Annotated in this window: 12 protein-coding genes and 1 other annotated feature; of the genes, 5 read left to right on the top strand and 7 right to left on the bottom strand. The window is 49.8% G+C overall.

Going from position 1 to position 13,469, the window contains the following annotated elements:
• Nucleotides 1-11: 11 nt before the first annotated feature.
• Nucleotides 12-1,763, bottom strand: coding sequence for an alkaline phosphatase (locus U2H13_RS01530; protein WP_014416824.1), 1,752 nt, complete (start codon nucleotides 1,761-1,763; stop codon nucleotides 12-14).
• Nucleotides 1,764-2,026: 263 nt separating this feature from the next.
• The gene (locus U2H13_RS01525; protein ID WP_003156683.1) at nucleotides 2,027-2,455 is read right to left on the bottom strand and encodes a cell wall hydrolase; all 429 of its coding nucleotides are present in this window, start codon (nucleotides 2,453-2,455) and stop codon (nucleotides 2,027-2,029) included.
• A 153-nt stretch (nucleotides 2,456-2,608) separates the two neighbouring features.
• On the opposite strand from U2H13_RS01525, the gene U2H13_RS01520 reads away from it, so the two are divergent.
• On the top strand, nucleotides 2,609-2,992 hold the full coding sequence (locus tag U2H13_RS01520) for a DUF2512 family protein (RefSeq protein WP_376700643.1): 384 nt from the start codon (nucleotides 2,609-2,611) through the stop codon (nucleotides 2,990-2,992).
• Nucleotides 2,993-3,030: 38 nt separating this feature from the next.
• On the opposite strand, the gene U2H13_RS01515 is transcribed toward U2H13_RS01520, so the two are convergent.
• The 4 genes from U2H13_RS01515 to U2H13_RS01500 all read right to left on the bottom strand — a co-directional run bounded on the left by U2H13_RS01515 (nucleotide 3,031) and on the right by U2H13_RS01500 (nucleotide 7,040).
• Nucleotides 3,031-3,195: a tryptophan RNA-binding attenuator protein inhibitory protein gene (locus U2H13_RS01515; protein ID WP_029973943.1), complete on the bottom strand. Its 165-nt coding sequence runs from the start codon at nucleotides 3,193-3,195 to the stop codon at nucleotides 3,031-3,033.
• 88 nt (nucleotides 3,196-3,283) lie between these two features.
• Nucleotides 3,284-3,534: a binding site (T-box leader), on the bottom strand.
• Nucleotides 3,535-3,582: 48 nt separating this feature from the next.
• On the bottom strand, nucleotides 3,583-4,503 hold the full coding sequence (locus U2H13_RS01510; protein WP_022552530.1) for a macrolide 2'-phosphotransferase: 921 nt from the start codon (nucleotides 4,501-4,503) through the stop codon (nucleotides 3,583-3,585).
• 295 nt (nucleotides 4,504-4,798) lie between these two features.
• Nucleotides 4,799-5,746, bottom strand: a complete 948-nt coding sequence (locus tag U2H13_RS01505; RefSeq protein ID WP_007409014.1) for a DNA-binding domain-containing protein — start codon at nucleotides 5,744-5,746, stop codon at nucleotides 4,799-4,801.
• Nucleotide 5,747: 1 nt separating this feature from the next.
• The gene (locus tag U2H13_RS01500; protein WP_376700642.1) at nucleotides 5,748-7,040 is read right to left on the bottom strand and encodes an ATP-binding protein; all 1,293 of its coding nucleotides are present in this window, start codon (nucleotides 7,038-7,040) and stop codon (nucleotides 5,748-5,750) included.
• 243 nt (nucleotides 7,041-7,283) lie between these two features.
• Here U2H13_RS01500 and U2H13_RS01495 point away from each other — a divergent pair, with 243 nt between their 5' ends.
• The 4 genes from U2H13_RS01495 to U2H13_RS01480 all read left to right on the top strand — a co-directional run bounded on the left by U2H13_RS01495 (nucleotide 7,284) and on the right by U2H13_RS01480 (nucleotide 12,308).
• Entirely contained in the window at nucleotides 7,284-8,267 is a 984-nt protein-coding gene (locus tag U2H13_RS01495) for a glutaminase (RefSeq protein ID WP_065180913.1), read from the top strand.
• A gap of 24 nt (nucleotides 8,268-8,291) precedes the next feature.
• Nucleotides 8,292-9,728, top strand: a complete 1,437-nt coding sequence (locus U2H13_RS01490) for a sodium:alanine symporter family protein (RefSeq protein ID WP_022552527.1) — start codon at nucleotides 8,292-8,294, stop codon at nucleotides 9,726-9,728.
• A 115-nt stretch (nucleotides 9,729-9,843) separates the two neighbouring features.
• Nucleotides 9,844-10,791, top strand: coding sequence for a homocysteine S-methyltransferase (gene mmuM / locus U2H13_RS01485; RefSeq protein ID WP_014416816.1), 948 nt, complete (start codon nucleotides 9,844-9,846; stop codon nucleotides 10,789-10,791).
• Nucleotides 10,792-10,904: 113 nt separating this feature from the next.
• Nucleotides 10,905-12,308 (top strand): amino acid permease, encoded by a 1,404-nt coding sequence (locus U2H13_RS01480; protein ID WP_162131137.1) that lies wholly within the window; start codon nucleotides 10,905-10,907, stop codon nucleotides 12,306-12,308.
• 40 nt (nucleotides 12,309-12,348) lie between these two features.
• Here U2H13_RS01480 and U2H13_RS01475 read toward each other — a convergent pair whose 3' ends face one another.
• Nucleotides 12,349-13,416 (bottom strand): branched-chain amino acid aminotransferase, encoded by a 1,068-nt coding sequence (locus tag U2H13_RS01475; RefSeq protein ID WP_015416722.1) that lies wholly within the window; start codon nucleotides 13,414-13,416, stop codon nucleotides 12,349-12,351.
• Nucleotides 13,417-13,469: the final 53 nt, after the last annotated feature.

Genomic DNA, 13,469 nt, shown 5'->3' with positions numbered 1-13,469 from the left:
AGTGTGCCTCCTTATTGTGAGATTTTGGCCCGTTTCTTTCTCATTTGCTTTTCATGCGCATTGTTATGGGCGAAGAAACGATCCTCTTCCACCTCGTTCGACTGCTTTAAACCGCCTGCAACCGCAGCTTGAGAGACCTTCCGAATCCCCGTCTGGTCTTTCTGATAAATGAATGAAGCCCGCGTGGATACCTCAGCCCCCGGCTCCGTCACGTACGGCACCACTCTGTAATCCGCTCTCCATTGGGCAGGGGTCACCGTACAGCGGACATAGCCGCGGTAATCGTTGAAAAACTTAATATGCGGGTTTTGTTTTAAGATCTGATCCGTATCGGCCCGTTTATCCGCCCCGTTTCCTCCAGATGTAATGGAAGTCCCGACGAATTCGGCTCCGAAAATCTTTGAATTCGTTTGGTTAAAATCGGTATGCAGGTTTGACGCCCAGCTTGCGTGAACATCACCTGTCAGCACGATGACATTGTTCAGATTTTTGCTTTTTATAAAATTGATGACCCGCTCCCGCTGAGCCGGGTAGCCGTCCCATGAATCCATGCTGTATATCGGATTGGCGGTTGTTCCGAAATTCCATTGCGCGAAAAAGATTTGCTGCGCCAGCACATTCCACTTCGCTTTTGAGGCGGCTAAATTTCCGAAGAGCCATTGCTCCTGTTCTGTCCCCATCAATGTACGCTTCGGGTCTCTCCACTCATCAGAAGGCGGCTTATTCCCGTCGCCGTTGGCCTGATCATCTCTATACTGTCTTGTATCAAGCACATTGAACGATGCCAAATTGCCATAAGAAAATTGCCTGTACAGCCGCATATCAGGACCGTTCGGCAATGACATGCGCCTGAGCGGCATGTGTTCATAATAAGCCTGATAAGCTGCGGCCCTCCTGAGCACAAACGCTTCAACGGATTGGCCTTTTTCAGGGATAACATTGGCATAATTGTTTTCCACCTCATGATCGTCCCACGTCACGACCCACGGAAATGCGGCGTGGGCGGCTTTCAGATTGGCATCAGAGCGGTATTGGGCATGACGGTTGCGGTAATCTGACAGTGTATACACTTCAGCGCTGCTGTGCGTCCTGACATTTCCCGTTTTTGACACATATTCGTTCGGTCCGTATTCATAAATGTAATCTCCGAGATGGAACACGAGATCAAGCTTTTCCTTCGCCATATGTTTATACGCCGTATAATAGCCGTGTTCATACTGCTGGCATGAGGCAAACGCAAACGTCATGGCGGATACGTCAGCGCCGGGAGCGGGCAGCGTTTTCGTCCGGCCGACGGGACTGAGCTCATGCCCGCTTTTAAACCGGTAATAGTACACTTTATTGGGCTTGAGCCCGTCCGCCTCGACATGGACGGAGTGTCCGAGATTCGGCTTGGCCATTTCCGTTCCGCGTTTGACGATGTGACGGAAATGTTCATCAGTAGCGATTTCCCATTTTACCGGCACGGCCTGCTTCGGCATGCCGCCCCCATTCAGCGGGTCCGGGGCAAGACGCGTCCAGAGAATGACGCTGTCAGACAGCGGGTCGCCGGAGGCTACGCCGAGGGTGAACGGATAGTTTGAAAATTTCGGAGCGGCATTCACTTCAAACGCGCCGATGGATTGCGCGATCGCTAACCCGAGGGAAAGACCGGCGATTTTCCCGGCGCCTTGTATAAATGCGCGGCGGTCAAACGTATTGTTCTGAAAGCTTTTGTTCTCCAATTCCTTGATCCATTCATCTAAACGGCCGTCATGTGTCATGTCAGTTCCCCTTTCGTCTCATTGATCGCCCTTATTATAAAAAAGAAATGTTAAACCGCTATGAAGAAGTGTGAAGGGTTTGTAAGGCTGAAAAATGGACGGCGGGAGACATTTTTCACATTGTTTCGACAAACCTTGCCCCGCCGGGAGAAAACCCCCTCTGTTTCTTTTTGGCTTGTCATCCGTCAAGCGCACTTTTTTCCTATTTTTCTTCACAAAAAATTAAAAAAACACCGTTCATTCTAAGAACGGTGCGCCCGGGATTAAAATGTATTGTACACGTTTTCGCACGTCTCACCTGTCGGCTGATAGAAGCAGTGGGATCTGAATCTGGCGACAAACGGCTGGCCATACCAAGTCTGCGGGCAGTTGCCCGGCGGCTTAAAATACCACAGGCTGAATTTAGCCGGCCAAAACCGTTCTCCATTAATGTTCCTGCGGGCAAGCCTCCGCTCGGATTCACGCGGTCTCTGGTAAAAGTATCCGTGAGTCACCGCTTCAAACGCGTGCGGCTGAAACACCATCTGCCTGATGGTGCGCAGGCCTTTAAAATCAGAACAATTCGCCCGCACCCTATTGATTCCCACATTGCCGACCAAAAGCATTCCCTGCTTCCCTTCGCCTTCCGCTTCCGCCCTGAGCAGCCTTGCCATTAGATCGACATCGGCGCTCGACGCTTTTACGACTGCCATCATGACACCTCCCGTATTTTCTCCTTTCATCATATTCAGCAGCGGCCCAGTGATGACAGCCAAAAGCCAGAAAACAAATGTTCACGAAAAAAGGGTTTATATTTCACGTTATGAGGAAACATACTAACATGATTTCCATAAGGAGGAATTCGCATGGAACACATTAAAGCGCTTGCCATTAAAGGCATTATGACCATCATTATTCTGTATCTGATACTCGGCTTAGGTTTTCGCTTTACATTCGGCGACGTGCTGCTGATGACCATTGTGCTGGGAACCGTTTCCTACTTTACGGGCGACTTGTACGTGCTTCCGAGATGGAATAATATCACGGCGGCGTCCGCTGATTTCGGAATCGCGTTTCTTGTCGTCTGGCTGATGGGAATGCCGCTGTCCATGGGCATTTCCGGGGGAAGACTGGCGTTTGCCGCTCTTATTTCCGCCGTCATCATCGCCGTCGGAGAATATTTTTTCCATATTTATCTGATGAGAAAAGACTTGGGCGGGTCCCGTTTTTTAGAACCCCGGTCCGAATAACGTAAAAAAGGCCGGATAACGGCCTTTTTCGTTTGATTTCACTGATCCATATGCTTTCTGATAAAATGCAGCAGCGTGTTTCCTTGAGCGGTCAATATGACACCCTTCGCGCCGCACTTCGGACAGGGCGTCCCTTCTATCTCCTCGCCGGTTCCTTCACAATGCGGACACGTGAGCTCAAGATCGTCGGTTGCGATCACCATGAATATCCCTCCTTTTTTGATTGTCTGTCCGTCTCCAGTCACTTTCCATGGCCATCACCTCCTTAACAACACAAAAAAACCCCGTCCATCAAAGGACGAGGTTTTCGCGGTGCCACCTTTATTAACGGCTGAAGAGCCATTCTCTCAAAAAGTACAGAAACACACGGTTTCAATACTCCTTTCTTGATAACGGGGAAAGAATCCCGGCACCGCCTACTGTCATTTCAGCGCAGCAATTCAGAAGCCCATTCGGCACCGGACGGGGATCGGTTCACAGCGGCCACCGACTCTCTGAACCCCGCGCGCTGATGCGTACTTACTCTTCCTCAGCATTGTTCATCCGTTCTTTTATTTTAAAATGTATCATACGCTGTCATCCGGCGGAAGTCAATAACCTTTCGGATCGGACAGGCCGAGCATGTCCCGCGCCATTTGCATATGCTCCTCTTGCCCCGTCTGAAGCGCGAATTTCGCCGTTTCCACGGGATAAGCGGCCTGCCATTCTGTCACATGCTCCTGCATTTTCGGCCAGACGCGCCCGCCTTCAGCTTCGTAGCTCTTCATCAGCCGTTTTGTTTCTTTTTCTCCTAATATCACTTGATAAAGGACAAAATCCTTGGCCGGATCGGCAACCTTTGCCTCCGTCCAATCGAGGAGACCCGTCACACGCTGATTTTCGCCGATCAAAATATGCGGAGGATGCAAGTCGCCATGGATCAGCGCGGAAAAATCAGGCCAGTACGAACTGTCATTTATCCACGTTTGCCATCTTTTCCAAAGCGGCTCTGAGACCCCGATTTCTTTTTTTATGTGATCCATTGATTCCGCCGCCCTTTGCCTGACGTCATCCGGTTTTATGATTTCAATTCCGGATTTGGAGGCCGCATCCGGGTCTGCCCCGTGCAGCTCGGCTAATGCCGCGGCAAGCGAGCCGACAAAACCGTCTGAAGGCGGCTCGTGTTCCATATTCCAGACATACTGTTTCTTATCCAGATCAATTGCGGCAGCGGGTATTCCGTCCAGTTTCGGATAAGCGATCAGTTCCGGTGTATGAATCCGCCAATCGGGCACTGCTACCGCGGCATGGCTGCGGAGAAACGCGAGAACGCCGCTTTCTGCAGCCGCTCTTTCGATAACATCGGGACGGCGCGGCTTTCGGAGCACCCATGTCATGCCGCTGTCATCTTCAGCAAATACGACTTGGAAGTCCATACCCGTTTCATTTATGTCCGCCCCTTCATATTTTAACCGTAAGCCATTTTCCTTTGCGATGTTCAGAACGGTTTCTATTTCCCTTTGTTTTGTCACTTCGTTTCCCCATTTCCCTTATTTACTGACACAGAGCTTCGCCTGAGGCGGAGGAGAAAGAGATATGTGAAGACGCCAAAAAGAGGGCGGCATAATCGCCGCCCCCTCACTATTACTTCAGGTTCCTTTATTCAGGCAGACAATCCCGGTTTCCTCCGCGCTCAAGGCAGAGACATTGACACTATTTTATTAGTGCGAAAACCGGATTTTGACTTGCCATCAGGACCCCTCCGTTCTTTCTTAGTTAACATTATTTTACACAAAAACCTTATATACGTAAACCCTATTTATCAGCTTACCGGCTGCCTCCGCTGACAAATTTTGATCCTTCGCGTAAATCTTTCGCCTCCAAAAAGAAGACGTGAATGAATTTTTTCATATTCACTTTAACCGGAGAAAGCGGCACGGTTTCCTTAGCCTGCATTTCTTTCATTCTCTTGCTGACAGCGGGGAAATCAAAGAATTTCGAGGCGTAATATTCAAATTTGGGGTTTGAAAAATCAGTTGTGCCCAATGAAGCGAAGTGGTTTAACGAATGAATGACGGCCCTTCTGATCCGCTGTTCCGAGGCTTTGATTTCTCTGTTAACCTCGGCTTGTGCCGCCGCAGGCCCCAGCTTCCGGATGGCGACGTTTGTAAACATCTGCTTTAAAGACGGGATGTTTCTTTCCGCCTGTTCATCCTCAAATAAATAGTGAAGGACGGCCATGAGGTCATGCGCCCCGCTTTCTCCCACGATGCCTAATTCCGATAAAAGAAATTTTCCTGTTTCTTTGATTGATTTCTCGTGCATCCCCCCCGGCCCGCTTTTTTTCGGCTCATTCCGCTGAATAAGACGGCTTAACGAGTGTTGGATATCGCCGATCGAGGTTTCCAGTTCAATCCGCTCTTTTACTTTTCGCAAAACGGTGACGATCTCGATTTTGTTGATCGGTTTGTGGATAAAGTATTCGATGCCGAGAGAATAAGCTTCTCCCACCATTTCCTTTGCCTCCACCTGCGATATCATCACCGCTTTTCCGTTGTACGATCCCTGAAGATGCCGGATCGTCTCAATCCCGTCCCGACCCGGCATCAGCAGATCAATTAATAAAATATCGACTTGTTTAAAATGGAGATAATGCCCTTCAATCTGGCTTCCGTCCTCTGCCTCACCGACGACTTCGCCTAAGTCCTCATCCTCGATCATCTGTTTTAAAATGGAACGGATCGCCCGGTCATCATCAGCTATAAAAAAACGCATATTATGAGTTCATCCTTTCTGCAATCAAATGCTTCACCGGCAGTTTAATCGTAAATATGACGCCTTTTGGCTTGTTATGAAAGGAAATGTCTCCGTCAAGTTCAGTTACGATTTCCTTCACGTAAGTAAGCCCGATGCCCGTTGAAGGTGTGCCGAATTCATCGTATTTGGACGTAAATCCGGGATCATAAACGACCTCTCCGATTTTTTCCGGAATGCCGGGACCGTCATCTTCCGCCTCAAATTCGGCCATCTCCCCCTCCGCCCTGCGCAGCGCGAGGCGGATCTCACCCCTGTCACCCATGGCTTCGACGGCATTGGCGGTCAGATTATTTAAGATCGACAAGACGGTAAAGACGTGATAATCGGGATGATCTCCTTCAATCACGCTCCGGAATTGAATGTCCTTGCCTAAAGATTCGGCGTATTTTTCATTGATTCGGATGACGATGCCGACCAGAGCGGCGGCATTCATGTAATCCCGGAATCTCTCATTGGAAATCAGCTTCGACAGGCCGGCGAATATTCGCTGATTGTCTTTTTTCACTTCATGAATTTCTCCCGCAAGGCGCAGCATTCGGCTCCCGAGCTCCCGGTCGTTCCCGCTCATTTCCCGATATAGCTGATAGGATTCTTTCGTCACATGCTCCGTCGTTTTCAGCGTTTTTTTCAAATGAATCGTTTCTTCATATAAGTTAGACACAATCATCAGCATGTGCTCATGCTGCTTTCTCGTTTGTTTTTCCCTGACCTGAGATTCGTGCAGCTTCATCACGTTGAAAAAACTCAGCACAATAAACGTGTGAGAAACAGCGATAACCGCAATATCCGCCAGCTTGTCCGGCATCATAATCTGCCGGCCGCCGGAAAACTGAACCGTCATTTCAACGGCATCGGACGCAATTTCAATGAGAAAACCGAGAAACCCGATCATCAGCGGCCGATCCCAAAAAAGCCTGACCTTCAGCACATAAAACAAGCAGGCATATGTAAAGTAAAAAAAGAAACTGGGATATTGGCTGAAAAAAGCCTCCGTAAAGCCGGCATGCTCTCCTCCCCAGCACGCCAGGCCGATCCGGAATGCCACAACGGCTGCACCTGTCAACAGCCCTGACAATACTGCCGGCACATGCCGAAGCAGCAGCAGAAAAAAGAAAAAAGCCGGGGCGCCGAAGCTGATCCGGTATACCTCATTCAGGGGGTAAAATTTCAGTTCCCCCGCCAGCGGCACGGTGATCAGCATAAGGGCGAAAAGATAGCCGTCTTTTTTCAGTAAATAGTCGAGCCTGATCATAATCACTTCCTTCTTCTGTCTATTTTGAACAAGACCGATACAGTCCGCAAATTTCTTTAGACCCGAATGGCGGGACACTCCGGCTGATTTATAAATCTATCGGCTTATTTTAAGAATGATTTTGTCGTATTTTGTATGATTCTGTAGATGTCATTATACATTAACATGGAACACGCTATTTTTGAAAACGTTTTCCAAGACCGGTTTCCGCTTCGGACAGGCTTGCAATAGAGGAGGAATGTTATGAAAGATATGGTCAGAGAGCGCCTTGAAAAAGAGGAACTGGCTTCACTTTTACACGATTGGGTCGAGCATTACCGACCGTTTTCCGTCAATGGAAAAAGCGCAAATTATATACCCGCCCTCGGAGAAATCAACGACTCTCAGCTGGGCATTTGCATATTAGAGCCGGATGGCTCAATGATTCATGCCGGTGAATGGAATGTCCCGTTCACATTGCAGAGCATCTCAAAAGTCATCAGCTTTATTGCCGCCTGCATGAACAGAGGCATTTCTTACGTGCTGGATCGTGTGGACGTGGAACCGACGGGTGATGCGTTTAATTCTATCATCCGGCTTGAAATCCATAAACCCGGGAAGCCCTTCAACCCGATGATCAATGCCGGCGCCATTACCGTCGCCTCGCTGCTTCCGGGTGAAACGGCGCATGATAAATTAGAATATCTCTTTTCCGTTTTTGAAAAATTAATAGGAAAACGGCCTCACGTTCACGAGGAGGTCTTCCGTTCTGAATGGCAGACCGCGCATCGGAACCGAGCGCTCGCCTACTATTTAAAAGAAACGAACTTTCTCGAAGCGGATGTGGAAGAAACGCTTGAAGTCTATTTAAAGCAGTGCGCCATGGAGGGTACAACCGAGGACATCGCTTTAATCGGATTGATACTTGCGCATGACGGCTACCATCCGATCCGACGGGAACAGGTCATTCCGAAAGATGTCGCGAAACTCGCCAAAGCCCTGATGCTGACGTGCGGGATGTACAATGCGTCAGGCAAATATGCGGCTTTCGTCGGCGTCCCCGCCAAAAGCGGGGTATCCGGCGGCATTATGGCATTGGTTCCCCCAAGCGCCAGAAGAGAACAGCCTTTTCATAACGGCTGCGGCATCGGCATTTACGGTCCGGCCATTGATGAATACGGCAACAGCCTGACCGGCGGCATGCTGCTGAAACATATCGCACAGGAGTGGGAGCTCAGTATTTTTTAATCAAACGAACCAAGAGGTGATTGGATGCAGGAATTCCTTGAAAATGTAATCGGCTCGGCAAATGATTTTTTATGGTCAAAACTGTTAATCGTACTGCTTCTTTCTCTGGGACTGTTTTTTACGTTCAGATCAAAGGGTCTGCAAGTCCGCATGCTGAAGGAAATGATCCGGGTTTTGAAGGAAGGTGCGGCCGCCCGGACAAAAAACAGCATTTCCCCGTTTCAGGCATTTTGCATCAGTATGGCGGCGCGTGTCGGAACCGGGAATATTACCGGAATCGCCATTGCGATCGCACTCGGCGGTCCGGGCGCTATTTTCTGGATGTGGATTATCGCAGTCATCGGTTCGGCTTCAAGCTTTGTTGAAAGCACGCTGGCCCAAATTTATAAAGTGAAAGATCAAAACGGATTCCGCGGGGGCCCGGCCTATTACATGGAAAAGGGCCTGAAGAAACGCTGGATGGGCGCGCTGTTCGCCGTATTAATCACACTGTCATTCGGGGTTGTTTTTAATTCCGTTCAATCCAATACGATCAGCGTCGCCTTTCAAAACGCGTTCGGCACCAGCCGGCTTACATTGGGCATTATGTTAATCTTGGTTTTCGGCGGCGTAATCTTCGGCGGCGTCAAACGAATTGCGAAAATGGCGGAATACATTGTAGTCGTTTTGGCCGTTTTATATATCGGTGTCGCTTTCTTTGTCATTCTGACGAACATCACCCAATTGCCCGGCGTTCTGTCGCTAATCGTAAAAAATGCGTTCGGCATTGATCAGGCAGCGGGCGGCGCTTTAGGTGCGGCCTTGATGCAAGGTGTAAGACGCGGGATTTTCTCAAATGAAGCGGGTATGGGAAGCGCTCCGAACGCGGCGGCGACAGCTACGACGAGCCACCCGGTGAAACAGGGGCTCATTCAGGCATTCGGCGTCCTGACGGATACGCTTGTCATTTGTACAAGCACGGCGCTTATCATTTTATTTTCAGACGCTTATCACCAGCCGGGACTGAGCGGCATCGCGCTTTCTCAGGCCGCCTTGAGCGACCATGTCGGCGCGTGGGCGTCAGGTTTCCTTGCCGTCTTAATGCTTTTGTTCGGCTTCAGCGCTCTGATGGGCAACTATTATTACGGAGAAACCAATATCGGATTTTTAAGCCAGAACAAAAAATGGCTGTTCATTTACCGCATCTGCGTGCTCGGAATGGTACTGTTCGGCTGTATTTCCAAAGTCCAGCTTGTGTGGGATATGGCTGACTTGTTCATGGGCTTAATGGTGGTCGTGAACTTAATCGCGATTTTCCTTCTGTCGAAAAAAGCGTTTGCCGCTTTGAGCGATTATGTCCGGCAAAAGAAAGCCGGAAAGGACCCCGTCTTTTACAGAGATGTGCTCCCTGATGATGACGGGATCGAATGCTGGGAGTATTCAGACATCGCGAAAAGTGCGAAAGGCAAACACATTTCCTAAACAAAAGGTGTTCGGGCAGCGTCCTGAACACCTTTTTTCTGCCGGTTCATTGACAAAGAGAAAAGCGTCCATTACCCTTTTTATATATTTTCAGTAAAGTCAGAAAGGAAGGCCTATGAATCCCATTACACAAATATTAAATGAATACCCGGTAATGATCATAGACGGCGCGATGGCAACCGAGCTTGAGCGGATGGGCTGTGATTTACATGACGATCTGTGGTCGGCCAAAATTCTTTTGGAGAGACCAGAACTGATCAAACAGGTGCATGCAGAATATTTTGCCGCCGGCGCTGATTGCGCGATCACCGCCAGTTATCAATCGACAATCGAAGGATTTGCAGCGCGCGGCATCCCGGAAACCGATGCGATACGTCTCATTCAGACATCTGTTGAACTTGCCGCACAAGCACGCGATGAATTTTGGGCGCATGAAGAAAACCGTTCACACCGGCCCAAACCTTTGGTCGCCGCTTCTATCGGACCTTACGGCGCGAGCCTCGCTGACGGCTCTGAATACCGCGGCCATTACGGACTGACGGAGGATGAGCTGATCAGCTTTCACCGGCCCCGGATGAAAGCCCTCATAGAATCCGGCGCCGATCTTTTGGCCTGCGAGACCATTCCGTGCCTGTCAGAAGCAAAAGCGATCACAAGGCTGCTGGAGGAATTCCCCGGCACTTATGCATGGATCAGCTTCAGCGCCAAAGACGGACGGCATATCAGCGAAGGCACGCCTATTTCCGAATGCGCGGCCCTGCTTGACTCCTGCAGCCAAATCGCAGCGATCGGCATCAACTGCACACCGATTGAACATATTCCGCCGCTGATAGAAGAAATCAAACGGTCAGCATCCAAACCGATTATCGCCTATCCGAACTCCGGCGAACAATATGACCCAGTGACAAAAACCTGGAAAGGCGCAGCGTGCGAAAACCATTTCGGAAAAAGCGCGCAAAGCTGGTACGAAAACGGCGTGAGCCTGATCGGAGGCTGCTGCCGGACGAAACCTGCGGACATTCAGGCCATTGCCGATTGGGCCAAGACCTTAAAAACAACTTGACTAATCGGAATAGTTTGTATATTCTATTCAAAAAGCCGGTTCGCCGGAATCTCGTGCCGTTCGCCGGCATGAGATTTTTTATTAGAACGGCCCTCGCAGAAAGTTGGAAAACAATGAACAACAAGAACGAGACGAATTTTCAGAGAAGTATGAAAAGCAGACACCTCTTTATGCTATCACTCGGAGGTGTGATCGGAACGGGGCTGTTTTTAAGCTCTGGGTATACCATTCATCAGGCGGGTCCGGCGGGCACCATTTTCGCTTACCTTTTGGGCGCGGGCATCGTCTATCTTGTCATGCTTTGCCTTGGTGAACTGTCAGTAGCTATGCCCGTGACGGGCGCATTCCATACTTATGCGAAAACCTATATTGGGCCGGCGACGGGCTTTACGGTCGCATGGCTGTACTGGCTGACGTGGGCGGTGGCGCTGGGCTCTGAATTCACGGCGGCCGGGCTTTTCATGCAGCGCTGGTTCCCGCATACTTCAGTTTGGATGTGGAGTGCGGTATTCGCTCTTCTCATCTTTTTATTAAACGCCTTCTCCGTGAAATTTTTTGCTGAATCGGAGTTTTGGTTCTCAAGCATTAAAGTCTTAGCCATCTTACTGTTTATTTTATTGGGCGGAGCGGCGATGTTCGGCATCGTCCCGATGAAAAGCGGTGAGGCCGCACCTATGCTGTCGAACTTTACGGATAGCGGCAGCCTTTTTCCAAATGGCTTTTTCCCGATACTGATGACAATGCTTTCAGTAAACTTCGCTTTTTCAGGGACGGAATTGATCGGAATCGCCGCCGGGGAAAGCGCCGATCCGGAAAAAACCGTTCCGCGCGCCATTAAGACCACAGTCTGGCGGCTGGCGCTTTTCTTTATCGGAACGATTTTTGTGCTGTCAGGGATGATCTCCATCAAGGAAGCCGGTGTGATTGAAAGCCCGTTCGTCACGGTATTTGACAGAGTCGGCGTGCCTTATGCGGCCGATCTGATGAATTTCGTCATTTTAACGGCGCTTCTGTCTGCGGCCAATTCAGGGCTGTACGCGTCATCACGTATGCTGTGGTCCCTGTCTAAAGAAGGGGAGCTTCATCCCGCCTTTGCCAGACTGACTTCTAGAGGCATTCCTTTTAACGCTCTGATCTTCAGTATGATCGGCGGCATTCTGTCGTTGTTGTCAAGCGTGGTTGCAGCGGATACAGTCTATCTTGTTCTCGTCTCCGTCTCAGGATTTGCGGTAGTGGCTGTGTGGATGAGCATCGCCGCATCGCAATTTTTGTTCAGAAGACGGTTTCTTACAGAAGGGCACCAGCTTTCAGACTTGAAATACAGGACGCCGGGATATCCGGCCGTACCGATAGCGGCCTTTCTCCTGTGCCTCGCCTCCTGTATCGGCATCGCTTTTGATCCGAACCAGGCCATCGCCCTTTATTGCGGGATTGCATTTATGGCCGTTTGCTACAGCGCTTATTACTTGAAAAACCGGAAAAGCAGAGCCCGCGTGCAAGCCGTAAAATCCCAATAACCAAAAAAAGAACCCTGCAGCGCAAGGGTTCTTTTTTCATTTATACTTCAACCACCCATCTGAACGAATCCCGCACCTTCCCGACTTGGATGCCGGCAATCGTTTCATAGAGCCTTTCTGACACTTCACCGATCAAACCGTTATTCAGCTCAATCGTTTCTCCGTGAATGTGCAGCGCGCCGACCGGCGAGATGACGGCCGCTGTTCCCGTACCGAATACCTCTGACACCTCGCCTCTCATCGCAGCCTCATAGATGTCATCAATGGCGACCTGTTCTTCCCTGACACGGATGCCCCAGCTTTTTAACAGCTCTATCACAGATGCGCGTGTGATGCCCCCGAGAATGCTTCCGTTTAACGCCGGCGTTACGGCCTCTCCGTTTATGATGAAAAAGATATTCATACTGCCTACCTCTTCGGCATATTTCTTTTCCACCCCGTCGAGCCAAAGCACCTGATCATACCCCAGTTCTTCGGCTTTCCGCTGAGCCTGTAAGCTGGCCGCATAATTTCCGGACGTTTTGACGTCGCCCACTCCGCCGGTGACGGCGCGCACATACTCATCCTCCACATAAATGCGGATCGGTTTCAGCTGATCGCCGTAATACGAACCGACCGGCGTCAGAACAACCATGAACTTGTAACGCTTTGAAGGCCGGACGCCTAAAGAAGGCTCAGTCGCAATCACAAACGGACGGATATATAAAGAGGTTCCTTTTTCTATCGGTATCCATTCCTGCTCCAGCTCCACCAATTGTATCAATGCTTCCAGCGCCAGCTTCTCGTCAAGAGGCGGCATGCTCATCCGCCGTAACGATTTATTCAGCCGTTTTATATTTTGGTCAGGACGAAACATCAACACCCGTCCGTCTTCTGACCTGTAAGCCTTCAGCCCTTCAAATACGGCCTGCCCGTAATGGAAAACCGATGCGGAAGGATCCAGATGGACCGGTTCATAAGGTGTGATTCTCGGATCATGCCACCCTCTCTCCTCTTCGTAATCCATGACAAACATGTAATCTGTGAAGTACTTGCCAAATCCCAATGAAGCGGAATCCGGTTTTTCTTTTCTAGCTGTGACCTTACGTCTTTCAATCAGTTGATTCAACAAAAGCACACCTTTCTTATAATTGTTTAAATTTTCAGTCTTTTCTGGGCTGC

The organism is Bacillus sp. A1 (assembly GCF_042296235.1).
Lineage (GTDB): Bacteria > Bacillota > Bacilli > Bacillales > Bacillaceae > Bacillus > Bacillus velezensis.
The sequence above is the reverse complement of the archived record's forward strand: the minus strand, read 5'-3'. Positions and strand labels throughout refer to the sequence as shown.